The organism is Streptosporangium sp. NPDC002607 (assembly GCF_053592655.1).
In genome coordinates this window covers 1-25,084 of record NZ_JBSFWD010000051.1, presented here as the reverse complement: position 1 = coordinate 25,084, position 25,084 = coordinate 1, and the positions used below count along the sequence as shown (strand labels likewise).

Below are 25,084 nucleotides of genomic sequence, written 5' to 3'. Positions count from 1 at the left end.
TCGGAACACGGTGACATGGCGGTCCCTCGCGGGGACCGCTCAACGGGATGCTCGTGCCGGGGCGGGGTGCTTCAGGAGATCCCGGTCAGCGGCGGGTCGACGCCGTCCGGTCACTCCCGTCCGGCCGGTGGGCCGGTGGTGCCGCGGACGACGAGGGTGGGTGAGACGGAGGACAGGACGGACCGCCCGCGGCCCTCGATGCGCTCGACGAGCAGGCGCGCCGCGGTGGCCCCGATGACGTGTCCGTCCTGGTCGACGCTGGTCAGGGAGATGGGCTTGAGGGAGGCGATGCCGATGTTGTCGTATCCGGCGACCGACAGGTCACCGGGGACCGACAAGTCGGCCTCGTAGGCCGCGCGCAGCACCCCGAGGGCCGCGACGTCCGCGCCGGCGAAGATCGCGGTGGGCCTGGCCGGCCGGGCGAGCAGCTGCCGCGCCCCCTCGTAGCCGCCCTCCTCGGTGAAGGAGGTGGCCACCACGTCGATCCCCTCCGCCAGGCCCCTGGCGCGCATGGCCTGGCGGTAGCCCTCGGCGCGGACGGCCTGCGGGGAGTCGGCGCCGGAGGCGCGGCCCCGGTCGAGATGGGTGATGTGGGCGATCCGCCGATGGCCGAGATCGGCCAGGTGGTCGACCACCAGGCGGGCGCCGACGACGTCGTCGTCGACCACGGAGTCGTACTCGGCGGCACTTCCGTGACGGCCGATCACCACGATCGGCGTCGTGGTGGCGATGGCGGCGAGTTCCGTACTCGACATGACCGGAGATATCAGGATGATTCCATCCATACTCCGGTCGATCATCGCGTCGGTCATCCTCGCCTGACTTCTGGGCTCGTCCCCGCCGGGGCCGAGCAGCACCTGGTACTCGGTGCCGACCAGCCGGCCGGTGACACCCTCGATGATGTCGGGGAAGAACGGGTTCCTGGTGTCGGACAGCATCACACCGAGGGTGTAGGTACGGCCTCGCATGGCCCTGGCCGCGGCGTGCGGCCGGTAGCCGAGCTCGTCCATGGCCTCACGGACCTTGGCCCGCATGCCGGGACTGACCCCGTAGGCCCCGCGCAGCACCTTGGACACGGCGGCCGTGGAGACGCCGGCCCGGCCTGCCACGTCGGCGATGGTCACCCGGCGCGGTGCTGATCCTGTGGTCACGCGAGTCCTTCGGTAGGCGAAAGTGGGAACGGCCCCGCGGCGAGCCTCGGGGGGAAGCAGGGGCAAATCGCCGGGCGAGCGCGGCGCCCGAGTGTAGAACGAAATACATTCTGGCAATGCAGAGGCGACGGTACCCGGTCGAAGCCATCCCCGCCAGACCCGAGTTTTACCGCTTCTTAACGAGTTGGTCACCTCGAACGTGGCCCTTGACGCCGCAAACGCCCCTGGTCTAACAATGGAGAACGTTCTACGAAACATGACGGAAACCCGCATGTCTTGTGGCCCGGAGGCGTGCAGGCGTCCGCCCGGAGGCCGGCTATCACCAACCCCGTGACGAACAGGAATAACGAGCATGAGGGTATCGAAACGACTGCTGGGAGCTGCGGCCTGCGCCGCCCTCACCCTCACCGCGGCGGGCTGTGGCGGCGCCGCCGAACCAGGCGGAACCGACGGCGGGAAGGTCACGCTGACGCTCTGGCACAACACCGCCGACCCCGCCCCGCTGGTGGAGATGTACAAGCGGTTCGAGCGGGAGTCGGGCCACACGATCGAGCTGGTCCCGATCCCCTCCGACGGGTTCGAGGACAGCACCCAGACCAAGTGGGCCACCGGCGAGCGGCCGGACATCCTCGAATACCACGCCACGGTGAGCAACCTGCTCGCCCTGAACCCGTCGGAGAACCTCAGGGACCTGTCCGGCGAGGCGTACGTCGCCAGGTCCGGCGACCTCTACAGCAGCGCGGGCGCCACGGGGGGAAAGGTCTACGCGGCCATCACCGGCTTCCCCCAGGTCTTCGGCCTCTACTACAACAAGAAGGTCCTCGCCGACGCGGGCGTCAAGCCCCCGGGAACGTTCGACGAGCTCTCGGCGGCCTGCCGCGCGCTCTCCGCCAAGGGCGTGACGCCCGTGTTCGAGTCGGGCGGATCCATCTGGCCGGTGCAGATCCTGCCGCTGCTGTACGTCAGCGCCAGCAACGAGGCCAACGCCTACGGCAAGGCCATCGCGGGCCACACCGCCTCGCTGGCCGACCCCGGCTCGCCGTTCGTGGCCGGGCTGAGCTCCTACCGGAAGCTGCAGGACGACGGCTGCTTCAACAAGGACATCACCACCGCCACGTTCGAGAACTCGATGAAGGCCCTGGTGACCGGCAAGGCCGCCATGGTCGCCCAGCACTCCGACATGCTGCCGGCCATGCTCGCCGCCGCCGGCGGCGACCAGCAGAAGGTGGACGACACCGTCGGGTTCACCGGGCTGTCGAGCACCAAGGCCGTGGTGACGTACGCGCCGGGGCCGATCGGCACCTTCTACCTGCCCAAGACGGGCGACGCCGGACGGGAGCAGGCCGCGCTGGACTTCGTCCGGTTCATGACCGGCCCCGCCTACGCCGACTACGTGAAGTCCGCGAAGACCTTCCCCGTGCTCCAGGGGGTGGACGGTCCGCAGGACGTCTCCCCTGTGCTCCAGGACGTCAAGAAGGCGTACGACAACGGCGCCGTCATCGCCTTCAACTCCGACATCCCCGGCATGGCCGGGCTGGCGCCGCTGATGTCGGAGCTGATCGCCGGGCAGAAGGACCCGCAGAAGGCCGCCACCCAGCTGCAGGGCCAGGTCGAGCAGGCGGCGAAGGCCGCCGGGCTGCCCGGATGGTGACCTCGGTACCCCCGCGCGAGCGTCCCCCGGGCACCGAGACCACACCCCCCGCCCCGCACCCCGCCGGCGGGGGCGGCGGCGAGACCGGGGACCCCGGGCGGCGGGGCTGGCTGCCCTGGGCGCTGCCCGCCGTGCTGCTGGTGGCGCTCTTCTTCGCGCTGCCGTTCGCGCTCAACGCCCGCTTCGCCTTCTCCGCCTGGACGGGGTTCCGCTCGGAGATCACCTGGAGCGGCCTGGACAACTTCCGCACGCTCGTCGAGCAGGATCTCCTGACGAACGCCGTCACGGTGACCGTGCTCTACGCGATCCTGTGCATGGCCATCCAGAACACCGTCAGCCTGAGCCTCGCGCTCGCCCTGCAGCGGACGGACCGGGTCAACACCGTGTTCAGGTCGGTGTTCTTCCTGCCGACTCTCGTCTCGCCGCTGGCCGCCGGTTACATCTGGCGGGGCATCCTCGATCCGGCGGGCCCGGTCAACTCCTTCCTCGGCATCGACTGGGCCTGGCTGGGCGAGCCCGCGACCGCGTTGCTCACGGTCGCGTTCGTGGACGCCTGGAAGTGGAGCGGGCTGATCACCCTCGTCTACATCGCGGGCCTCAACTCGGTGCCCAGGGAGCTCATCGAGTCGGCCACGGTCGACGGCGCGGGCCCCTGGACCCGCTTCGCCCGGGTGAGGTTCCCGCTGCTGGCCCCCGCGATCACCTTCAACGTCGCGGTCACCCTGGTCGGCGCGCTCAGCGCCTACGACGTGATCGCCGCCACCACCGGCGGCGGCCCCGGCGACCACACCAGGGCACTGAACATCGTCATGCGCCAGCAGTGGGGGCAGGGGTTCTTCGGCTCCGCCAGCGCGCTCAGCCTCACGGTGACGCTGCTCGTGATCGCGACGGCGGTACCCCTGGTCTGGTGGCTGCGCCGCAGGGAGGTCACCGGATGAGAGTCGTCAAGTACACGCTGCTGTCGCTGTTCGCGATCCCCTGGGTAGTCGTGCCGTTCTGGCTGGTCGTGGTGAACTCCTTCAAGCCCGCGGGCGAGGCGGCCGAACTCGGCCTCGGCCTGCCCCGGCAGTGGGCGATCGTCGAGAACTACACGACCGTCGTCGACACCGGCGACTACCTGGGCGGGCTCGCCAACAGCCTCATGATCGCGGTACCCGTCGTGCTGGCCGTGCTGCTGCTCGGCGCGGCGGCGGCGTGGGCCTACGGCCGAGGCGACTCGCGGTGGCTGCGCGCGACCTACTTCGTACTCAGCCTGTCGATCCTCATCCCCCCGTCGATCATCCCGACCGTCCACGTGCTGCGCGGGCTCGGCCTGGACGGCACGCCGTTCGGCTACGCGCTGGTCCTGATCGGCACCCGGCTGGGCATCGTGGTCTTCCTGGCCACCGGGTTCGTCAGGGCCTTCCCGCCCGACCTGGAGGACGCCGCCGCCATCGACGGAGCGTCCCGGCCGCAGATCTTCGCGCGCATCCTGCTGCCGCTGCTGCGCCCGGTGCTCTTCGTCGGGAGCGTCATCCTGGTCATCAACGTCTGGAACGACTTCTTCTTCGGGCTGTTCCTCCTCAAGGGGCAGGACAACGCGACCCTGCCCCTCACCCTCTTCCAGTTCGCCTCCGGCACGCTGCAGACCCTGCAGTGGAACCTCGTCTTCGCCCACGTCCTGCTGACCACGCTGCCGCTGGTGGCGGTGTACGTGTTCGCGCAGAAGCATGTCCTCGCCGGGCTCACAGAAGGAGCACTCAAAGGATGACCGACCAACCGTTCGCGCTCGCCGTCGAGTGGGTGAGGCGCATGGTCCGCGAGGGGAAGCTCCCGTGCGCGGTGCTCGGGGCGGCCACCTCGCAGGGCACGGTGCTGCTGGAGTCCTTCGGAGAGCACGACGGACGCGCGACCCGCGCCGACGACCACTTCGCGCTGTTCTCGGTGACCAAGCCGCTGGTCGGCCTGCTGGCCATGCGCCAGGTGGAGCGGGGCCTGCTCTCGCTGCGCCGCCCGCTCCGTGACGCGGTGCCCGGCTTCGGCGGGCTGCGCTCCGACGAGGTCACGCTCTGGCACCTGCTGACCCACACCAGCGGCATCGCCGAGCAGACGCTCACCCCGGACGACCTGGTGGAGCACCTGGTCGCCGCCCCCGCGCTGTTCGAGGCGGGCACGCTCAGCCAGTACTGCAACATCGGCTTCGCCGGCATCTCCGAGATGATCAGGGATGTCACCGGCAGGGATCTGGCCGACGTGATCGACACCGACCTGAACGCGCTGGTGCCCGGCGGCGGGCGGATCACCTTCGATCCGGCCTGCGACCCGGCCGAGGTCAAGGCCGTCGAGCTGCTCGGGGTCGACTACGACAGGTTCGTCCGGCTCCGGCATCCGGCCGGGGGCCTGTTCTCCCGTGCCGAGGACCTGCTCGCGCTGGGCAGCGCCCTGCTCCGCGGCGACCGGGCGCCGGTCCACCCGATCACGCTGGCCGCCATGACGGAACCTCAGACCACGGGCCTGGTCAAGCTGCAGCCCGACCCGGTCAACGCCGGCCAGGACTGGGGGTTGACCTGGAACCTGCGCCACTCCGCGCCCGGCCTGCTGGAGCGGCGGCTCTACGGGCACGGCGGCGCCTCCGGATGCCAGTGGTGGATGTATCCCGACCACGACGCCTGCTTCGTACTGCTGATCAACGTGATGGCACCCAGCCTGCACGGGGTCGACATCGACGGACTGCACAACGCCTTCACGACGGGTCTCGGCGCATGATCCACGTCCCGGGAACCCCCGGCATGGCACGGGCCGTCTCGGGCGGCCAGGTGCCGGTCGGCTCCTCCCCACCCGCCGAGGCGGTCGCCTGCCACACCTGCGGGCTCACCGACCCGGTCGGCGTCGACGACCCATCCCCGCGCCTGTCCTGGGCGGCCAGGCTGCTCCATCCCGAGCGGCTGACGGTGTCCACCGGCGGGCGCGAGGTGTGGGCGCGGGACCTCCCGCCGGGTACGAGCTGGGCCGATGTCCCGGAAGAGGCGCTGGAGCCGCTCACCCCGTACACCTGGTCGGTCGCCGGGCACCTCGGCGGCACTTTCGTGACCGGCCTGCGCGCGGGCGGCGCCTGGGACGCCCCCTGGGTCGAGGACGGCGGGAACGAGAGCGGCGAGGGCGCCGTCCGCCTCGGCGGGACGTTCTGCTGGGAGCCTCGGCCGGGACGGGTCTGGCTGGCGACCACCGCGCTGGGCGTCTACCGGGCGCTGCTGAACGGTGAACGGCTCGGCGACGAGGAACTCGCCCCCGGCTGGACCGACTACGGCCGCCGGGTCCGCTACCGGCTGGCCGACGTCACCGCGCTGCTCCGTACCGGGGAGAACCTGCTGGAGATCTGGCTCGCCCCCGGCTGGTACGCCGGTCACGTCGCGGCGGGCGGGCCGCGCCGATACGGCGACCGCCCCGCCGCCAGCGCGCGGCTGTTCCTGCGCGACCCGGAGGGCGTTCATCCGCTCGCGGCCACCGGCCCCGGCTGGACGGCCGGAGACCTGGGCATGCCCCGCGCCGACCTGGTGATGGGCGAGACCGTCCACCTCGTCTCCTCCCCCGATCTCGAACCCTCGCCCCGCACCGGCGAAACCCCACCCGGCCGGGACGGAACCGCGCGGCTCGCGGGTTCCGGCCGGGAGCGGGCCGTGGCCGTGGCGCAGCCGCCGCCCGGCCTGCTGGTGGAGGCCGATCCCGCTCCCCCGGTGCGGGAGATCGGCACCCTGGCCGCGGCGTCGGTCACCGAGCCCGTCCCCGGCGTTCACCTGCTCGACTTCGGCCGCAACGCCGTGGGGCGGCTCCGGCTGCGGATCGACACGTCGTACCCGGTCCATCTGGTGGTCCGCCACGGCGAGGAGCTCACCGCGACCGGCCGTCTCTACGACGCCAACCTGCGCACGGCCGAGCAGCGCGACGAGTTCCTCCTCCCCGCCGGACGCCACGTCGCGGAGCCCGCGTTCACCTTCCACGGGTTCCGCTACGCCGAGGTCACCGGATGGCCGGGCGGCATGTCCGCGGGTGACGCCGAGGCGGTGCTCCTGTCCTCGGCGCTGCCCGTCACCGGCACCCTGACCGCCTCCGACCCCGCCGTCAGGCAGCTGGTCTCCAACATCGTCGCCTCCGCCGAGGGCAACCTGCTCAGCGTGCCCATGGACTGCCCGCAGCGCGACGAACGGGCCGGCTGGACCGCCGACATCTCGGTGTTCGCCTCGACGCTGAGCTTCCTCCGGCACACCCAGGCATTCCTCTCCTGCTGGGTGACGACGCTGATCGACGGCCAGCGGCGGGACGGGGCCGTCCCGCACGTGGCCCCGGTACTGCCCGAGTACGGGTTCGACTCGCCGGTCTGGTCCGACGCGATCGTGGAGGTGCCCTGGCTGCTGTGGCGGCGCTACGGCGACGACCGGACCCTGCGCCGGGCGTACGGGCCGATGCGGCGCTGGGCCGACTACTGCCTGGCGCAGTGTGACGACGGGGTCCGCCCCGGCCGGGCGCTGGGCGACTGGCTGGCCCCCGGAACCGTGGAGACGCCCAAGAGCCTGATCGCCACCGCCGCCCTCGCGCGGAGCCTGCGCCTGATCGCCGACGTCGCCGGCGTGCTCGGCGAGCCGCACGCCAGGGAGTACGGCGAGGCCTCGACCATGGTCTCGGGCGCCTTCCAGCGGGCCTTCCTCACCGAACACCGGCTGCGCACCGAGACCCAGACCGGGTACGCCCTCGCCCTGGCCTGGGACCTCGTCCCGCCCAAGAACCGTGCCCGGACCGCGGCGGCGCTAGCGGAGCTGGTCAGGGCGGACGGCCACCGGCTCATGACCGGTTTCGTCGGCACGCCGCTGCTGCTGCCGACGCTCTCGGAGACCGGCCACCACGACGTCGCCTGCCGGGTCTTCAACCAGGAGGGGCACCCCTCCTGGCGCTACCAGCTGCGGGCGGGCGCGACCAGCATGTGGGAGCGGTGGGACGCCTGGCACCACCGGCGGGGCATGCACACCCCGACGATGAACTCCTTCAACCACTACGCCTACGGCTGCGTCGGCGACTGGCTCTTCCGCCACGTCGCCGGTGTCGGCGACGACCCCCGCGGGGTGAACGGCGGGTTCACCGAGCCGCTGCTGCGGCCGGGCCCCGTCCCGCTGCTGCGGCAGGCGCACGCCAGGTACGACAGCCCCGCGGGCACCGTCGAGTCGGGATGGCGCGCCGGGCCCGACGGTCTGCAGTTCGTCTTCCGCGTCCCGCCCGGCGTGACCGCCCGCGCGGTGCTCCCCGTCCACGGCACCTGGGACGGTATGACCGTCAACGGCACCTTCCTGATGGGGCTGGCCGAGCGGCTCCCCACCAGGCGGCTGGCCGACGGCTCGTGCTCGCTGGACCTGCCGTCGGGCCGCTGGTCGATCACGGCTCCGGCCGCCGCCGCCGACCCGCTGCTCTCCGCCTGGGACGAGTTGTGACCGCCTCCCCTTCCGCACGGTGAGAGCGCCCCGGCCACCGCCGTGACGGCGGCCGGGCAGCCGGCCCGGGTCAGCGCACCGCCCGCAGGGCGTCGACGATCCCGTAGCCGTAGAAGCCGTTACTCGGACCGCCTCCCTCGCACGTGTGCGTCGCGGTCGCCGTGCCGCCGGTCGGCAGGTGCCTGGTGTAGGTGTGGGCGGCCGGGACGGGGCAGGCCGTCCTGGTCGCGGTGCCCTTGAGCACCATCTCCACCACGGCGGGATGCAGCGTCTTGCCGCCGTGCACCCGGTCGGGCCGGCCGAACCTGGCGACGATCAGCGCGGCCACCCCGGCGGCGCGCGGCGAGGCCATCGAGGTGCCCTGAAGATACTGGTAGTAGGCGCAGACCTGGCCCCGGCAGCTGCGGACCACGCTGGTGACGTTGGGCGTGCCGTCGGGGTTGAGCTGACCGCGTTGCCTGGCCAGCGCCTCGGGGTAGGCCGCCAGCGTCGCCCTGGTGACGTCGCGGGTGCCGTCCCCGGTGTCGTAGACGTCACCCCCCGGGGCGGCCACGTCGACGTGACCGTCGCCGTAGTCGGAGTAGTACGCCTTGCGCCCGCTGACCCCGGTCGAGGAGACCGAGATCACGTGCCTGCCCTCGCTGGGCATGGAGACGCAGCTCGGCGGGATCGTGCGCGGGCGGGGCCGCTCGCCGGGGGAGCCGACGAAGTCGGGACTGGAGCCGTCGGCGAGCTCCTTGGTGTAGTCGGTGGCGCCGTTGCCCGCCGCGGACACCAGGGTCACGCCCCTGTTGTAGGCGTAGGTGAGCGCCCGCTGGGCGGCCTTGATGATCGTGGCCTGCTCCAGCCGCTCGGCCGGGGAGTCCGCCGGGTTGTCGACGCAGTTGAACAGCCACGGGTCGATGTAGTAGCTCATGTTGACCACATCGACGCCGATGTCGGCGGCGTAGGTCAGCGCGTCGACGCTGGGCTGCAGGAAGAAGAAGCCGGAGTCCTGCCCGGCCCGCAGGTTCACGATCGAGACCTTGGGAGCCGCACCCGAGACGCCGAGCCCGTTGACCGGCGAGGCGATCGACGACGCCACGTGCGTGCCGTGGTCGTTCTCGTCGACGTCCGCCGGGTCGTTACAGGAGTGGTCCGGTTCGGCCGCGCACGGGCCGTCGACCTCGTTGCCGTCGGCGTCGACGGGGATGTCGACGGTGAAGTTGCGGCTCAGCTCGCGGTTGAAGTTCGGCGCGATGTCGGGGTGGGAGCCGTCCACGCCGGTGTCGATGACACCGACCAGCACGCCCGGGTCGCCCTGCTGGTGCCGGTAGGAGCCGTCCACCGTCGCGTGGATCTGCTTCATGTCCCACTGCAGCTCCGACAGCGGCTCCGCGGTGGAGGCGGCCCCGCCGAAGGTGGAGGCGGCGGGGGCGCCGTCACCGGCCTTCTCCACCGCCCTGGCCTGAACCGTCGCGCGGCCCGCGACTCCCCTGGCGGTCGTGGGCACGCTGCCGATGGACCGGTTGTGGGCGATGTCGTCGATCGCGTCGGCGTCGCGCACCGCCTCGGCGAAGCGGGTGTTCCTCGTCGTGACGGTGGCGACGCCGACCGCGGCGTTCTCCTTGAGGATGCTTCCGCCCGCCGCCCTGATGACCCGCTGGGCGTCGGCGGGACGCGCGCCCTCGGTGTACAGCACGACGTACTCGACCTCCGCGCCCGGTTCGGCGATCACCCGCCGGGCCTGCGCCCGGGGCATCGGCGCGGCTGCCGCGAGGGCGGTGACGGCCACGGCGATGATGACCCGTTTCACATTTACCTCCAATATCGTCAAAGGACCCCCCGCAAATGCGACTTCACCCGCACCGGCAATCCGGGCGCATAGCCATTTGCTGAAATTGATCCAACAAACGCCACAAATCCCACTGCCGCTGCGACCTGCACACATCGGCGAATCATGCCATCACCGAACCCCCACGTGGGGATTCCCGCTCCAAAACCAACGAGGGCATGGAGTTTCACTCCGTGAAACCCATTCAAAAGTGGATGAGGCATCATCGGTGGCGGAATTCGGCGCGGAATCCGATTCGCGACCCGCGTGGCCTTCCATGCGGCCGAGGTCTCCGGCGCAGGCAGACCGCCGGACGAGAACGGCGCCCCCCTCCGCGCTCACTTGGTTTTCGTGACGAGGTTCCGGGACCGGGTGTTCACCGGCGAGCACCTGATGCGGATGGAAGAGATCATGCGGGCGGTGTGCGCCGACTTCGAGGCCGCGTTGGCCGAGTTCAACGGCGCAGACGGCCACGTCTACCTGCTGGTGAACTTCCCACCCAAGATCGCCGTGTCCAAGCTGGTCGACTCCCTGGCCTTCCCCCGGTCTGAAGGCTTGAGCACTGGCCTGCATTCCGGTGGCGACTCTGCGGTGCGGCCCGTCCGGACATCACCGGAACGGGTCGCACCCGCTCGGCGTGACACTCCCTCCGGCGCCCGAGCGAGGTCAGCCGGGCGGGCCGACCCGCTCCTGCCTGCCCGGCAGCGAGGTCACGTACGAGATGAGCGCGCGGATCGGGCCGGAAAGGTCGCCCTCGCCGGCGCGCACCGTGTGCGCCCGGCCGCCGTCCTCGACGGTCAGCTCGTAGTCGAAGCGGTCGGGCTGCCCGCCGGAGGCGCCGGAGCGCTCCGGCGCATCGGACAGCCCGGCCCGCTCCACCCTGGAGCGCAGCTCGGCGACCTGCTGCGGCGCCAGCGACACCGAGTCGACCGTGGTGGTCGTGACCAGACCGGCGATGCCGCCACCCCGGACGATCGACACTTTCATGGGCACGATCCTAAACCGGCCCCGCCTGGAGAACCCCGACCTGTTGCCAGGCGGCGCGTACCTTGCGCTGCTCGTCGCCGTCGGCGCCGAACAGTTCCCCCGCCACCTCCACCGTCGCCTCCGCGGCCTGCCGGAAGTCGGAGCGCGGCCGGAGCCGCTCGGTGAGGGTGACGTACCAGATCCGGCCGGCGCGTTCCCAGGCGTTGCCGCCGATGGCGGTGGCGGCGAGGTAGAAGGCGTGGTTGGGGATGCCGGAGTTGAGGTGGACGCCTCCGTGGTCGTTGGCGGGGTTGCCGTCGTCGGGCAGGTCCAGGTAGTCGCGCATGTGCGCGGGCTGGCGGTCACGGCCGCCCGTGGGGGTCGACCAGGCGGTCCCCGGCGCCTTCAGCGACCGCAGGGCCGTCCCACGCAGGGCGCTGCCCAGGATGCCCTCGCCGATCAGCCAGTCGGCCTGCTCCGCGCTCTGCCCGAGGCCGTACTGCTTGACGAGGGACCCGAAGACGTCGGAGAACGACTCGTTGAGCGCCCCGGACTGCTTGCTGTAGACCAGGTGCGCGGTGAACTGGGTGATGCCGTGAGTAAGTTCGTGGGCGACGATGTCCACGGCCTTGGTGAGGGACCCCTTGTTGAAGATCTGCCCGCTGCCGTCACCGTAGATCATCTGGAAGCCGATCCAGGCGGCGTTGTCGTAGTCGTTCCCGTAGTGGACCGAGGAGACGATCTCCAGCCCCCGCCCGTCGATGCTGTCGCGCCCGAAGACGGTCCGGTAGAAGTCGTAGGTGGCCCCCGCCCCGTCGTACGCCTCGTCGACCGCCGCGTCACCGAACGGCGGATCGCCCTCCCCCCGCCTCTTCTTCCCGGGAAGGTCGAAGTCGCCGCCGTTCTCCGCGTCGTAGACGGTACGTACCATGCCGGGGGCGGGCGCCACGTCGGCGATGGTGAGGGTGAGCCGGCTCAGCGCGCCGGTGACCGACGCGCGCTGCGCCCGGGAGGTCTCCGATGCGGTCAGGGTCCGGAGCGCCGCCTCCCGCTCCTCGGGGGTGCCCTGCTCGGCGACCGCCTCGAGCAGGTCGGGGGGCGCGATGCAGCACGCTGGCATGCTGTCGAAGGTAGTCATACGCCAAGAATCATCACCGTTCTTGGTGAGCGCACGAGTATCGCCATACTCACCCGCGAAGTTAGGAACGCCTGGTTCGGAGTGGTTGAACCCGCGAAGCGGCACTCCATCCTCCTCGGAGCCGTAACGGGTCCTGCACTGGTCCACGCTCCCGCGATCCGTCACCACTCCTTTTCCGTCCCGCCCCGCCAGCCTCTCAATTTCGATACCCATGAGTACTCGATACCCATGAGTATGCTACGTTGGTCGACATGACGGACACCGAGAGGCGTACACCGGAGCCGATCCCGCGCACACCGCGCGAGGAGGTGCGCCGCCGGTTGCTGACCGCGGCCGCGCAGGTCTTCGCCGAGCGCGGCTACACCGACAGCAAGCTGGAGGACATCGCCCACGCCGCCGGCTTCACCAAGGGCGCCGTCTACTCGAACTTCGGCAGTAAGCAGGAGCTTTTCGGAGCCATCCTGCGTGAGCGCGCCGACAGCGAGTACGCCACGGTGATGGGTGAGGTCGCCGACACCGACACCCCGGCGGCGGCGGCCGGCCGAGCCGCCCGGCTGGTAGCACGGCGAATCGCCGACGACACCGAACGAGGGCAGCTCGGACTGGAATTCGCGGCCCGCGCCGCCCGTGACGAGCAGACCAGGAAGATCGTAACCCCGCTGCGCCGCGCCCAGCGAGAGACAGCGGCCCGCTCGATCGCCAGGATCACCGAACGCGGCGGCATCAAGATGGCCGTCGCCCCCGAGCTGGCCGCGTTGATCCTGCACTGCCTGAGCAACGGCCTGTCGATGGAGCACCTCGCCGACCCCGAGGCGATCAGCGCCGACCTGATGGAGCAGGCCCTTTCCACCGTACTCGCCGGATTGATCGCCCTTCCGCCGGAAGACTGACACCCGCCGCCACCCGCCGCCACCCGCGGCCACGCCCCGGCGGGCGCACGGTGGCCTGCCATGTCACCGCCCCCACGCGAGCCGGAGGCGCAGCGGGGGGCGCAGCGGGGGGCTCACGGCGCCGCGCCGCGAGCCGTGACCATGCCGCCCGAGCGGCTTCCGGCTGGGCGCGAAACCTCCCACCCCATGCCGCCCGAGCGGCCTTCTTCGCGCGCGAGGCCTTCTAAGCGCCCCCCGAGCGGCCTTCTGACAGCGAACGCGGTCGCCCGGGACGTCCCGGCGCGACACCCCGGGCGACCGCCCATCCATCGACCGAGGATCCCATCATCATGCGGAAAAACTATATCGACTGGTTGAGAAACGGTGCGATCCTTTTTCTGTTCCCCTACCACACGGCACGCATATTCGATGATATATCACCGTTCTACATCAAGGGCGCGGCGAGCACTTTCCCATCGATTCTCGTGCATTTATCTTTCTGGTTCATGCCACTGCTCTTCCTCCTCTCGGGCATGTCCAGCCTGCACGCGCTGCGGAACAGATCCACGAAAAACTATCTGAAGGAACGTCATCTGCGACTGATGGTGCCGTTCGTCTTCGGCGTCCTGGTCATCGTTCCTCCGCAGGCCTATTTCGCGAAGCGGTTCCACCGCGACCAGCGGGAAAGCTATCTGGACTTCCTGAAAAACTACTTCACCGACTTCTCCGACTGGTCGGAGTACGCGGGCGGGATCTCACCGGCGCATCTCTGGTTCATCCTGTTCCTGTTCCTCATATCGATCGCCCTGCTACCGGTGATGGCCGCAGCGATCAGGAACCACTACTCTCCGGCGTGGCTCGGCAACCCTGCCCTCGTCATACTGCCGTTCGCCGGCCTGGCCCTCCTGTCCGCCCTGCCCGACATCAGCGGCAAGAACATCTTCGTCTACGCCGCCTATTTCATCCTGGGCTTCTTCATGGCGACGGACGACAGGATCACCACCGCGATCGAGAAGCACCGGAGGATCCATCTCGGCACCGCCGTCGTCGGAAGCGCCGGCATCCTTCTGGAGATATTCACCATCGGCGGCCAGTCGGGGATGGTCTTCACGATCTGGCACTTCCTCACGTACTGGGCGAGCCTGCTGGCGATACTCGGATACGGAAAACGGTATCTCGACCGGAGATCGAGGCTGGTTTCCTACTTCAATCCGGCTGCTTTCCCGGTCTACATCCTGCACCAGACCTACCTGGTCATCGTCGGCTATCACGTTCTACAGGTCACCGATCGGGGTATCGTCCCCTTCCTGATCATCATGCTCGTCTCCCTCTTCCTGAGTATCGCGACCTACGACGTCATCCGCAGAATCCCGCCGATCAGGATCCTGTTCGGCCTGAAGTGATCGCCCGGCGAGAAGGACCACCGCTGGAGGCGGACCGTCATCGTGTGCGCTCGCGCTCCGGCCGGCGGTGACGAGGCAGGGTGGAGTGCGCCTCCGGGCGTGATCGTGAGAAGGTTCTTTTGCTCGGCGATCACAGATTCGTGACCGCGCCCGGGGAGCGGGCAGGACGGAGGCGGCGATGCTTGAGGACGAGGGAACACCGGGGGCGCCGATGGAAGGCGCCGGTTCGCGGGGGACAACACGCACATGACGTCACTGCTGGCCATCAGCGACCTGCACATCGGCTACCAGGAGAACCGGCGCATCGTCGAGGAGTTGCGGCCCACCTCCGCCTCCGACTGGCTGCTGGTCGCCGGGGACGTCTCGGAGAAGGTCTCCGACGTCGCGTGGGCCCTGGGACTGCTCGCCGACCGGTTCGAGAAGGTGGTCTGGGCGCCCGGCAACCACGAGCTGTGGACCCATCCCAGCGACCCCGTCCGGCTGCGCGGCGAGGAGCGCTACCGGCACCTGGTCGAGGTGTGCCGGAACCTGGGGGTGGTCACGCCGGAGGACCCGTACCCGACCTGGAGTGGGCCCGGTGGCCCGGTCACCGTCGCCCCGCTGTTCGTGCTGTACGACTACACCTTCCGGATGCCCGGCGTGGCGACGAAGGAGGAGGCGCTGGCCCGCGCGTACGACAAGGGCGTGGTCTGCACCGACGAGATGCTGCTGCACCCCGACCCGTATCCGACCAGGGACGCGTGGTGCGAGGACAGGATCGCCGAGACCGAGCAACGTCTGGAGGCCAGGCCGCCCGGCGTGCCGACGGTGCTGGTCAACCACTATCCGCTGGTGCGCGAGCCCACCCTGATCCTGCGCCACCCGGAGTTCGCGATCTGGTGCGGCACCGAGCGCACCGCCGACTGGCACCTGCGCTTCGACGCCGCCACCGTCGTCTACGGTCACCTGCACATCCCCCGGACCACCTGGCACGACGGGGTCCGCTTCGAGGAGGTCTCGTTGGGCTACCCGCGCGAATGGCGTCCCCGCTCCACCAAGCCCGGCCGGCTACGGCGCATCCTGCCCAGCCCGCAGCCCGCCGCATGATCGAGAAGATCCTGCCGCCGTGGGTGGCGAGCGCGGAATCCTTCGACGACCCGCCGGGCGTGACGCTGTTCCCCGAGGAGGAGGCGGTCATCGCCCGCGCGGTGGACAAGCGGCGACGCGAGTTCACCACCGCGCGCCACTGCGCCCGCCAGGCCCTGGCCCGCATCGGGCTGCCGCCGGCGCCGATCCTGCCCGGCGAGCGCGGCGCTCCGGGATGGCCCGGCGGGGTGGTGGGCGCCATCACCCACTGTGCCGGGTATCGCGCCGCTGCCGTCTCCCGTGACGCGCTGACCGTCGGCATCGACGCCGAACCCCACGAGCCGCTCCCCGACGGCGTCCTGGACGCGGTCTCCCTGGACGAGGAGCGGGCGGCGATCGCGCGGCTCGACGGCGGCGTGCACTGGGACCGGCTGCTGTTCAGCGCCAAGGAGAGCGTCTACAAGGCGTGGTTCCCGCTGGCCAGGCGCTGGCTCGGCTTCGAGGAGGCCCGTCTCACCTTCGACCCGTCCGGTACGTTCACCGCCCGCCTGCTCGTCCCCGGCCCCCTGGTGGCGGGCCGGGAACTGACCGGCTTCACCGGCCGCTGGCTGGTGGCCGACGGCCTGGTGGTGACCTCCATCGCCGTACCGGACCGGCCGGCGCCCTGACCAAGGCGCGGACCGGATCACGCGGAACACGCGGCCCCACGGCGGCGGGAATAGCCAAAACGGCACTCACCGAGCCCCTCCTCCACCTCAATATGCATCGACGAAGTAGCGGCCCTTCCCTCACCACCGGTTATGTTGTCCGGTCGGCTCAAGCAGTACTACGGCCGCCTCCGACGCCCACCCGGCCGGCAATCCACTTCCCGGCGTCGACCGGTTATAGGACGCCACGCTCCGGTAACACCTTCCGCGGGTCACCGGGCCGGGGAGGGCCTCCCCAGTTCCCGCCGTCACTATCGATACGTTCCGCGCCCCATACGCCGGGGAGTTCTTCGCGGCTGCAATTCCCAGGCTCTTCGCCGCTTCCATGGCCTTCACCCCGATCTCGAGGGGCTCGGCTCTCCCTTGTCCCGTCCGAAGACGGCTGAGTAACGACGCCGCAGGCTTCGCGTCATGCTACGGACCGCATCGTCGCTCCCCCTTACAGGGCTTTTGACGCTGGGCTTCGACCCCGCCCTTTTCCAGACGAAGCCGCCAGCCTGCTACCGGGCCTCCTGGCAGCTACCCGGACCGGACTTTCACCGGCAAGCGACGACGAGCTTACGAACATGCAGATCAGCCGCTATGTCACGGCTCCACCTCCAGTTCTACTGGGCGCACGAGATCACCTCATTGACAAGCTTGGGAAGAGCCTGAAAGGGTCTCGCGTACAACGAAGATCATCCTACGTTTTTTGGGTCTGACCATTCAGGGAGATCACGGTGATGCGGAAGAAGCCTCTTGCACTGACACTTGGCATGTCATTGCTCCTGTCCATGGGTGTAGTGGCTAACGCGTCCGCGACCAGCTTCGGCGAGGAGCGCTTCCAGCCGAGTGTCACCTACGATCTGTCGGTGACCGACGCCGAGCGCGACGCGATCCACGCGGAAGTCGAGGCGTTGGCTGGACGCGTCAACAGCGCGCGGGCGGGGGACGGCACCTACGACCCGCTCAGTCTGATCGGGGCGATGCTGGACGGGTCGAGCTACGACTCCATCTCCCGAGGCGGCACGGCCGCGACGGCGTACCCCTTCCCGGTCAGCAACACCGAAGCCAACCAGAACGAGTACGACCGCAAGGTCGCCAAGCTCGCCTGGGTGGTCAAGCTGGCCACCGACCTGGGTTTCCCGGTGGTCGTCCAACGCCAGCCCGACAAGTACGTCTACGCGGAGATCGGTGACCCGGACGCCCCGGAGATGGTCATGGCGTTGAGCCACCTCGACTCGCCGACGGCTTCCGTTTCGCCAGCCCAGCTGGCGCGCTGGCGGAACGCCGATGGCAACCTCGGCACTCCTGGTGCGTACCACTCGCCCTATGTCCAGGACGGCTGGGTCTACGGGGCGGGCGTGCAGGACGACAGCGGCCCGACGCTGGCGACGCTGCTCGCGGCCAAGGCGCTGCTCGAGGCGGGGTTGCCCCTCGACCGACGCATCCGCATCGTCATGGGAATCTACGAAGACGGCGGTCCCGGCACGCCCTCGACGACGAACACCGCCACCTTCCAGTCCATCCCGTACAACTCGAACCCGAGCTTCTACGACAACTGGGCCTACAAGAACCTCAACCGGGAGGAGGTCCCGATCGCGGCCTACACCTCCGACTCGCGGTTCCCGGTCATCGTCGGCAACTCCGGATCGGTGACCCCGTCGGTGTCGATGAGCTTGTCCGCAGACAGCACCAAGGCCTTCCGGCTGACGGATGCCACAGCCGGCGTCACCCTGCGTGAAGGCGATCCGACGCTCAAGGACATCGCCTACGGCAGCACCACGCAGATCGCCTCCCGGGCAATCTTCACCCTCGACGTGGCGGGGGCCGGCTCCGCCGAGCGCGACCGATTCGTAGCGGCGATCACCGCCGCCGCGACCACGAAGGGTTGGCTCCCGGCTGCTCCCCGCACCACCCCCAAGGTGCAGACCATGATCACCGGCGACTCGCTCACGCTGGAGATCAACACCGATGTGGCGATGGAGATGCCGACCCCGCAGTACGGCAAGAATGCCGTCGTGTGGGGGATGTTCCTCCTCTCCAAGGGACTCGGCGCACTGGGAACCACGGCCGCCGACATGCAATTGAAGAAAGCCGCCGACGGCATCGCCGACCTGTTCTTCCGCGACGGTGTCGAAGGCGAAGCCTATATCGGCAAGTACATGGGCATCCCGGCGAGCCTGTTGCGCAACCCGAGCAACGGCACCCCGAACCTGACCTTTGCCCTCATGGGAGGCATCAATTCGGAGACCCCGACGAGCTTTTACACGGACGCCTCCGGCAGCCTCAGCATGCCGATGTATGTGCGCAGCATGCACGTCACCGCGACTGACTCCAGCCAGGCAACGACGGCGGTCACGGCCGCCTTCCAGGCGAAGGGGTTCACCATCGGCAACCTCGGCTCGCCCGTCGGCGCCGGGTTGTACGTCACTCACGACAACCCGCTGACGGCTCTTCAGTTCGGGAGCTACCAAGCCTCGATCAACCGCAACCCGGAGAAGTTTGCGGATCCATATTCCCTCAGGGACGTGGTCTATCCGCAGGGCACGACCGGCGGCACCCTGGCCAGCAACTTCCGCAATAAGATGACCGCCTTCGGCGCGGTGATCCCGGGTAACGAGCGCTGGTGGCACACGGCCAACGAGCGGATGAAGGTCGACTCGGCAGTGCAGATGACCAAGATGATGGCCGATGGCATGCTGGAGATGGCCAGGTACTCCGGGCCCGCCGGTGCCAAGTTCATGTGGGCAAGCATCCCGGGGCTGAACTCCGACCGGGCGGACCTCGACCTGCTCGACGTCACGATCGGAACCTACAAGGACGCGTCGGCCGCTGTCGGCACGAGCCAGTTGGGCACCCAGGCCCTGCTCGGCGCCACCTCGTTCAACATCCCGATGTGGAACGGGCGCGGCAACTCGACTCCGACGGCCTCGGCTTTCGCGCTGGGGCACGCCCCGGGAGGGGTCTACTTGCCCCTGACCGACACCGAGTACCTGAACACCACATACGTGTCGCCGATGCGCTTGGAGTTCAAGGTGGAGCGCCCCGACTACATGTCGGACGCGGCTTGGGCGAAGTTCGTGGCCGGCGGCTACGGCGACTTCCAGTTCAACATTCTCGTCGACGACGCGGTTGTGCCGCTGGCCGTTCCTGCGGGGCAGAGTGCGGACAAGTACTTCTCCTCGCGCATCTCGGCCAACAACCCCGACGCCATCTACCTGTCGGTCAACCTCGCGATCACCGATGCCCCGTACGCCGGGGTGCAGGCCATCCTCGCGGATTCCAAGACGGACCTGTACACGGTCAATCCGACGTACTTGGCCTCAAACCCAGATCCGTTCCCCGGGCGCGGAGCCATCGAACAACGGGGCTTCTTCCTGTTCGGTGATGGGCACAAGAACGCGGAGTTCTCTTCGCCCGACGCGGTCTACGTGACAGTCGCCAACGCGGTCATCGATGCCAAGCCGTCGGCGGTGGTGAAGAAGTTGAAGGGCAACAAGAACGAGTTGACCATCACGGTGAAGCAGACCCACATCGACGGCAGCGAGTCTCCTGTGACGGCCACGTTCACCATCAACAACAACGCTGCCGGCACTTACACCGTCGGCGATTACAAGGTATACGTCGAAACCAAGGGAAACACCCAGGTGCGGTCGATCTCCATCGTGTGACGCGTGTGAACCGGAAGTTCAGCGCGCGCACGAGAGGGCATGCGCGGTGGCAGGATGCCTCGACTCGGGGTTTGCGGCCGCCGGGGTGCGAGGCACATTGACAACGGAGTGGAGCCATTGAGGTGATCTCAGCAGGATCGATCCGGACAGTTGGGATTTGATGTCGCCAGAGTGGTACTGCGACAGGAACCGGGATGGATCGCGATGCCGGTGAAATAGGCGTGGAGCTTTCGGTAGAAGAGGTCTCACCACAAGTCTTCTTCAGTCCAGAAAGCCCCACGTGATCACCTATCGTGCCACGCTCGACGTCCCACGGGAGCTGGTTTGCCACCTCTCCACGCTCCTGGCTGCCGAACACCGCCGATTGGGCGCCCGCAAGGGTTCTCGGGCGCTGACCTGTTTCGCACAGGCGGTGATGGGACTGCGCTGGTTTCGCGACCGCACCGACCGGGCCGCCCTCGGCCGCGACCACGGCATCTCCCGCGCCACCGCCTACCGCTACATCGACGAGGTCATCGACGTCTTAGCCGATCAGGCGCCCGACCTGCACCAGGCATTGTGGCGCGCCACCGATGAGGGCCTCACCCACGTGATCCTGGACGGCACCGTCATCGCCACCGACCGCTGCCGAGAAAAGACCATCAGCGTCAAAGGCGAACCGATCGACGTGTGGTACTCCGGAAAGGCCCGCCACCACGGCGGCAACATCCAGGCGCTGTCGGCACCGCACGGCCTGCCGCTGTGGGTTTCCGACGTCGAGCCCGGGTCGGTCCACGACTTGGTCGCGGCGCGCGAACACGTCCTGGGGGCACTGTACAAAGCCGCCGCCAACGGGCTTCCCACGCTGGCCGATTCCGGCTACGACGGCGCCGGCCTCGGCAACCTCGACATCACCAATCTCAACGGTGAACATCTGCGTGAGCTCCAGAACACCGAGACCCCGCACCTGACGGCCGAGGCGCTACGCCGGTTGATCGAGCAAAAGATGCGCGAGGTGACCCGGCATAACATCATCCGCCGGGAGAGCTTCGCCGAGAAGCTCGAAGACCTGATGATCCGCTATATGCGGCAGCAGCTCAGCAGCGCCGAAATGATCGCCGAGCTGGCCGCCATGGCCAAGGAGGTCTCCGCGGAAGCCCGGCGCGGTGAGCGCTTCGACCCTCCGCTCAACCACGCCGAGCTGGCCTTCTACGACGCGGTGGCCAACCACGGCCTGGCGAAGGCCCTGATGGGCGATGACACCCTCGCGCAGATCGCCCGCGCGCTGGTCGCCGACATCCGCAAGAACCTGACCGTCGACTGGCTCTCCCGCGAGCCGGTACGCGCTAAGCTCCGCAACCGCATCCGACGCCTGCTCACAAGGTTCGACTATCCTCCGGACGAGGAACGCGCGGCCGTGGACCTCGTCCTCAAGCAGATGGAAACCTTCGCCACCGAGTGGGCCCCGACCGCATAGTGCGAATCTTCACCGGGTCCGTCCACGAAAATCGCTCCGACTGCCCCGCCGGAGCGACGCCCAGCCTGCCCCCCAGAAGTGATCAGGCAACCGCAATGAAAAATGACAGATGCGTGCTCCGCCACGGATCGGTCCATTCGATCAAAGTGTTACTCCTGGGACGGCTTCGGCCAGTACTTGGGCGGAGCGGCAGCGGGATCGACGACGCGCAGGCGACTGGCTTGGGTCGGGTCGATGCCGCGTAAGGTCACCAGGCGCTGCCCGTCCGCCCCGGTGAGGAGATTCAAGGCAGCGGGCAGTCCGGCGGCGACGGTGGCGATCATGCCGGGGTGCTTGTGTGGGTATTCGATCCGGTGCAGCCCGGAAGCGGCGATCGCCTCGACCTCTCGGGGGCGCTGCATCTGCCGGGCGTCGTTGGTCAGGATGACGTGGAATCCCTCGGCCACCGCTCGGGGGTAGAGGTTCTCGTCCCGGGTCCCGGACCAGCGGTCGAGATCCAGCAGATGGACGATCTCATGCCCCAGAACGAAGGCGGTGATGGCCTGGTGAAGCGGCCGGGACACGTTCTCATCCAGCAGCAGCCTCACGTGGTTCCTTGGGGGGATCGTAGCTGTTGACGTAGTCGGCGAAGTCGGCGGCATCCAGGGCCGCCGTAGGGGTGACGCTCGGGTAGTACTCGGAGATCCGCTCCGGGGGGAGCCCGTCTCGAAGGAGGGCGGCGACCTCGTCATAGGGGACGCGGGTGCCCTCGATCACCGGCACTCCGCCGCGAACCGCCGGATTCACCGTCACATGCGCGCGAGGCCTTAGCAGCGGCGGGATGTGCCTGCCGTCGCGGTAGAACGGCTGCAGGACGTCGACCATCTCGTGGATGACCACGTTGGCCTTTCTGCGCACCAGGTCGACCGCCTGCTCGGACTCGGCCAGGTAGATGCTGCCGCCGTCGGCGACCAGCGTGTACGACGAGAGGTGATCGTGCTCCTGCAAATCGCCGCGGAGGGTGTCGAGCGCCCGCCTGATCTTCTGCAGTGAGGCGTCGTTGCGCAGCTTGACGCAGGTTCGCAACGCCACCACATCGCGGAAGGAGTAGAGAACGGGCCGGGTGCTGGAGATCTCCGGGATCAGCACCGCGCCACGGTTGACGCCGGTCTTGCGCCAGTGGGCGAGCTGACGGAGCGTGGCGCCCGACAGCGCCGCCGCCAGTTTCGGATCGAACGCCATCACCGCACCCCCTCCCCCACTCCATGATCCGAGCCTCTGCCCGGGACATCATCGCAAATCTTGCCGAGCAGGTCAGGCACTATGCGGCTTCGCCTCCACCGTTTCAGAAACTTCCGACGGAACGCGGATGTCACCCTGAGGGCACCGACGCTCACCCGAGCCTGCCGGTCGATAACGCACCGCCCCGAAACCTGCCACAAGCATGGTGCCGCTCCCTCTCAGGAACAGCACTCTTCACAGCGGTGCAGCCGACAGTGCTTCGACGGTCCAAGACGACCATGGCCAGCGCTGCGGACAGACCGTCAGACGGCCAGATCCGCGAGGGAGCCGCGCTTGATGCCGGCGATGAAGGTGTCCCACTCGCCAGGAGTGAAGGCCAACACCGGCCCCTCGGGGTCCTTGGAGTCACGGATCAGGACGAGCCGACCGGCGTCCGGCCTGGGCTCGGCTTCGGCCTGGGGGCTGTCAGCAAGGGCGACTTCCACACAGTTTTGGCCGTTGCCGCTGAGGGAGCTCTTCTGCCAGACGCCGACCTCGACGCAGTTTTGGCCGTTCCCGCTGCGCGAGCTCTTTCGCCACGTTACCCGAGATAGGCTCAATGCGGACATTTCGCCCTCCTTCGTAAGGACAACCAATCTGATCATCGATTGTGATCAGCTGGCCGGATTGCCAAACTCGCCGCCCTTGATGCCGCCGATGAAGGTCTGCCACTCAGTGGAGGTGAAAATCAGTGCCGGCCCGCTCCGGTCCTTGCTGTCACGAACACCTACGCGCCCTCCGTTCAAAGAGGCCACTTCGACACAACTGCCACCGTTCCCGCCACTACGACTGCTCTTTCGCCAGACCGCTCGAGACAGGTCTTCGTGGGACATTTTGATCCCCTTTCAGCGCTTAGAGATCTTCTCTTGCGAGCTTCGTGATCATATCGATTGAATCCCGGGGATCGAGAGCCGAAGCACGCAAGTGGTCATATGCCAGCGTATATGCCTGAATCTCCTCGGCCTTCTCCAGATAGAGACTGCCGGTTACGTACTCCAGGTAGGTGACTTCGCTCGCTCCCTCGGAGAAGGACAGGATGGCGAACGATCCGAGCATCGCCGCATGCGCGCCGATGGCATACGGCAGGACCTGGATGGTCACATTGGGCTGAGCCGAAATGTCCGCGAGGCGCTGGAGCTGTTCTTTCATGACGCGGGTACCACCGACGCGGCGGCGTAGAGCGGCCTCGTTCACGACCGCCCAGAAGTTCATGGGCTGCTCGGATCGAGTGATGACATCCTGACGGGCCATGCGCAAGCTGACGTGCCGCTCTATCTCGTCGGGTGCATCGGTCACCCGTGCCGCCTGGTAGATGGCGCGAGCGTAGTCTTCGGTCTGGAAGAGCCCGTGAACGAGTTCGGGTTCGTAGTTACGGAGTGACGACGCCTCCGCTTCCAGTCCTACGTAGACCTGGAACCACTGCGGGATTACATCGCTGTAGGCATGCCACCACCCTCGCTCCTTCGCCTGTTTTGCCAGCTGGACGAGCGCTTCGTACCCGGCGCCCTCACGGAGTCCGTAGAGCTGCAACATTGCACGGACGTCGTTGACGGAGATACGCAGCGTCCCCCCTTCCACTTTGGTCATCCTCGACGTCGACCAGTTCAGATGATCAGCCACTTCCTCCTGCTTGAGGCCGGCCGCAGTGCGGAGCTGCCGCAACTCCTGCAGCAATCGTCGATGGCGGACGGTCGGCGAGAAGCTGGCCATGAGTCTCCCTCCCAAGACACCTGTTTGATCACACATCGTAATGAATCTTTAACTGGTTGTGCGAAAGTGCTTGCAGGTTCAGATTTGCAGGTGCAGATTTAGCACGTGCTCACTCACTGAGAGTGATGGTACGTCGCAGTCACAGGCTTTGCAGCCCGTTCCGCGTAAGCCGCAAGCCCATCACGTCCAACGCCGAACGGCTTCAGGACCGACGGAGGGATGGCAAGAAGATGAAGGTACGCGATCTTCAAGGGTGGGGCGGTGAGTTGCTGGAGTTGGCCTGGGAGTTGAACGATCTCGGGTTCGACTCCGTGGTCCGGCTCTCGCCCGGCCGCCGACCGAGTGTGGAGATCTTCGTACCGCCTGGGCGGTCGAGGGTCGCCACCGCACAGCGGGGCCGCACCTCGGTGTTCACCTGGGAGCGGACCTCCGCCCGAGCGGACCACGACCGGCTCGAAGGCGACCGGCGGGGCCGGAGCAGGATGCGGATGGCGGCGGAGCGACTTCTGGAGGTAACACGGTGAGGGCGCCGGAGCCGCTGGGGCGGGCCGACCTTCCGGCCGAGGTGGAGTCCGTCCCGCTGGCCCGCCGCTACGTCCGCGACCTGCTGGACCGCATCGACCACAAGCAGACCGACGACGCGCTGCTGCTGGTCACCGAACTCTTCACCAACGCGGTACGCCACTCCGATTCTGGCCGTCACCCCGACGGCCGGGTCTCCGTCTCCGTCGCCGTCGCGAACCACAATGGAACGCTCCACATCGACGTCATCGACGCCGGATCAAC

General features: G+C 68.5%; 22 protein-coding genes and 1 pseudogene. 14 read left to right on the top strand and 9 right to left on the bottom strand.

Annotated elements, in window-relative coordinates; all coding sequences use genetic code 11:
• Positions 1–110: 110 nt before the first annotated feature.
• Positions 111–1,151, bottom strand: coding sequence for a LacI family DNA-binding transcriptional regulator (locus ACWD3H_RS38180; protein ID WP_451958457.1), 1,041 nt, complete (start codon positions 1,149–1,151; stop codon positions 111–113).
• A gap of 352 nt (positions 1,152–1,503) precedes the next feature.
• On the opposite strand from ACWD3H_RS38180, the gene ACWD3H_RS38175 reads away from it, so the two are divergent.
• From ACWD3H_RS38175 to ACWD3H_RS38155, 5 genes are read left to right on the top strand one after another with little or no spacing between them, the layout of a single operon-like run.
• Positions 1,504–2,802 (top strand): ABC transporter substrate-binding protein, encoded by a 1,299-nt coding sequence (locus ACWD3H_RS38175; RefSeq protein ID WP_350954761.1) that lies wholly within the window; start codon positions 1,504–1,506, stop codon positions 2,800–2,802.
• Positions 2,796–3,740 carry a carbohydrate ABC transporter permease gene (locus tag ACWD3H_RS38170; RefSeq protein WP_355564826.1) on the top strand — a complete coding sequence of 315 codons (945 nt, stop codon included), beginning with the start codon at positions 2,796–2,798 and terminating at the stop codon, positions 3,738–3,740. The genes ACWD3H_RS38175 and ACWD3H_RS38170 overlap by 7 nt, the downstream gene beginning before the upstream one ends.
• The gene (locus ACWD3H_RS38165; protein WP_355564829.1) at positions 3,737–4,552 is read left to right on the top strand and encodes a carbohydrate ABC transporter permease; all 816 of its coding nucleotides are present in this window, start codon (positions 3,737–3,739) and stop codon (positions 4,550–4,552) included. The genes ACWD3H_RS38170 and ACWD3H_RS38165 overlap by 4 nt, the downstream gene beginning before the upstream one ends.
• Positions 4,549–5,547, top strand: coding sequence for a serine hydrolase domain-containing protein (locus ACWD3H_RS38160; protein ID WP_451958456.1), 999 nt, complete (start codon positions 4,549–4,551; stop codon positions 5,545–5,547). Before ACWD3H_RS38165 ends, ACWD3H_RS38160 begins: the two co-directional genes overlap by 4 nt.
• Positions 5,544–8,258, top strand: a complete 2,715-nt coding sequence (locus ACWD3H_RS38155) for a family 78 glycoside hydrolase catalytic domain (protein ID WP_451958455.1) — start codon at positions 5,544–5,546, stop codon at positions 8,256–8,258. The genes ACWD3H_RS38160 and ACWD3H_RS38155 overlap by 4 nt, the downstream gene beginning before the upstream one ends.
• A gap of 70 nt (positions 8,259–8,328) precedes the next feature.
• Here the strand turns inward: ACWD3H_RS38155 and ACWD3H_RS38150 are convergent, their stop codons facing one another.
• Positions 8,329–10,053, bottom strand: coding sequence for a S8 family serine peptidase (locus ACWD3H_RS38150; protein ID WP_451958454.1), 1,725 nt, complete (start codon positions 10,051–10,053; stop codon positions 8,329–8,331).
• A gap of 285 nt (positions 10,054–10,338) precedes the next feature.
• Here ACWD3H_RS38150 and tnpA point away from each other — a divergent pair.
• A pseudogene (tnpA, locus tag ACWD3H_RS38145) lies at positions 10,339–10,596 on the top strand (IS200/IS605 family transposase); the annotation flags it as partial.
• A 141-nt stretch (positions 10,597–10,737) separates the two neighbouring features.
• Here tnpA and ACWD3H_RS38140 read toward each other — a convergent pair.
• Both ACWD3H_RS38140 and ACWD3H_RS38135 read right to left on the bottom strand, forming a co-directional pair.
• Positions 10,738–11,058 (bottom strand): protealysin inhibitor emfourin, encoded by a 321-nt coding sequence (locus ACWD3H_RS38140; RefSeq protein WP_451958453.1) that lies wholly within the window; start codon positions 11,056–11,058, stop codon positions 10,738–10,740.
• Positions 11,059–11,068: 10 nt separating this feature from the next.
• A complete protein-coding gene (locus ACWD3H_RS38135; RefSeq protein WP_451958452.1) occupies positions 11,069–12,175 on the bottom strand; it encodes a M4 family metallopeptidase in 1,107 nt (368 codons plus the stop codon).
• 251 nt (positions 12,176–12,426) lie between these two features.
• Here ACWD3H_RS38135 and ACWD3H_RS38130 point away from each other — a divergent pair, with 251 nt between their 5' ends.
• From ACWD3H_RS38130 to ACWD3H_RS38105, 6 genes are all read left to right on the top strand, one after another.
• The gene (locus ACWD3H_RS38130) at positions 12,427–13,065 is read left to right on the top strand and encodes a TetR/AcrR family transcriptional regulator (RefSeq protein WP_355562379.1); all 639 of its coding nucleotides are present in this window, start codon (positions 12,427–12,429) and stop codon (positions 13,063–13,065) included.
• Between the two features lie 329 nt (positions 13,066–13,394).
• Positions 13,395–14,447, top strand: coding sequence for an acyltransferase family protein (locus ACWD3H_RS38125; RefSeq protein WP_451958451.1), 1,053 nt, complete (start codon positions 13,395–13,397; stop codon positions 14,445–14,447).
• A 246-nt stretch (positions 14,448–14,693) separates the two neighbouring features.
• A complete protein-coding gene (locus tag ACWD3H_RS38120) occupies positions 14,694–15,533 on the top strand; it encodes a metallophosphoesterase family protein (protein WP_451958450.1) in 840 nt (279 codons plus the stop codon).
• On the top strand, positions 15,530–16,180 hold the full coding sequence (locus ACWD3H_RS38115; protein ID WP_355562387.1) for a 4'-phosphopantetheinyl transferase family protein: 651 nt from the start codon (positions 15,530–15,532) through the stop codon (positions 16,178–16,180). The genes ACWD3H_RS38120 and ACWD3H_RS38115 overlap by 4 nt, the downstream gene beginning before the upstream one ends.
• Before the next feature lie 761 nt (positions 16,181–16,941).
• Complete coding sequence (locus tag ACWD3H_RS38110; RefSeq protein WP_451958480.1) at positions 16,942–19,872, top strand: M20/M25/M40 family metallo-hydrolase; 2,931 nt, start codon at positions 16,942–16,944, stop codon at positions 19,870–19,872.
• 280 nt (positions 19,873–20,152) lie between these two features.
• Positions 20,153–21,328 carry a type I restriction enzyme endonuclease domain-containing protein gene (locus tag ACWD3H_RS38105; protein WP_451958449.1) on the top strand — a complete coding sequence of 392 codons (1,176 nt, stop codon included), beginning with the start codon at positions 20,153–20,155 and terminating at the stop codon, positions 21,326–21,328.
• A 149-nt stretch (positions 21,329–21,477) separates the two neighbouring features.
• Here the strand turns inward: ACWD3H_RS38105 and ACWD3H_RS38100 are convergent, their stop codons facing one another.
• The 5 genes from ACWD3H_RS38100 to ACWD3H_RS38080 form a co-directional block, all read right to left on the bottom strand.
• Positions 21,478–21,915, bottom strand: a complete 438-nt coding sequence (locus tag ACWD3H_RS38100; RefSeq protein WP_451958448.1) for a DUF5615 family PIN-like protein — start codon at positions 21,913–21,915, stop codon at positions 21,478–21,480.
• Positions 21,896–22,549 (bottom strand): DUF433 domain-containing protein, encoded by a 654-nt coding sequence (locus tag ACWD3H_RS38095; protein WP_451958447.1) that lies wholly within the window; start codon positions 22,547–22,549, stop codon positions 21,896–21,898. Before ACWD3H_RS38095 ends, ACWD3H_RS38100 begins: the two co-directional genes overlap by 20 nt.
• A gap of 302 nt (positions 22,550–22,851) precedes the next feature.
• Positions 22,852–23,157 carry a DUF397 domain-containing protein gene (locus ACWD3H_RS38090; protein ID WP_451958446.1) on the bottom strand — a complete coding sequence of 102 codons (306 nt, stop codon included), beginning with the start codon at positions 23,155–23,157 and terminating at the stop codon, positions 22,852–22,854.
• Between the two features lie 45 nt (positions 23,158–23,202).
• Positions 23,203–23,421 carry a DUF397 domain-containing protein gene (locus ACWD3H_RS38085; protein WP_451958445.1) on the bottom strand — a complete coding sequence of 73 codons (219 nt, stop codon included), beginning with the start codon at positions 23,419–23,421 and terminating at the stop codon, positions 23,203–23,205.
• Positions 23,422–23,440: 19 nt separating this feature from the next.
• A complete protein-coding gene (locus ACWD3H_RS38080; RefSeq protein WP_451958444.1) occupies positions 23,441–24,298 on the bottom strand; it encodes a helix-turn-helix domain-containing protein in 858 nt (285 codons plus the stop codon).
• A gap of 230 nt (positions 24,299–24,528) precedes the next feature.
• Between ACWD3H_RS38080 and ACWD3H_RS38075 the strand changes: the two genes are divergently transcribed.
• Positions 24,529–24,822: a hypothetical protein gene (locus ACWD3H_RS38075; protein ID WP_451958443.1), complete on the top strand. Its 294-nt coding sequence runs from the start codon at positions 24,529–24,531 to the stop codon at positions 24,820–24,822.
• A partial coding sequence (locus ACWD3H_RS38070) for an ATP-binding protein (RefSeq protein WP_451958442.1) occupies positions 24,819–25,084 on the top strand: 266 nt, incomplete at its 3' end. The genes ACWD3H_RS38075 and ACWD3H_RS38070, both read left to right, overlap by 4 nt.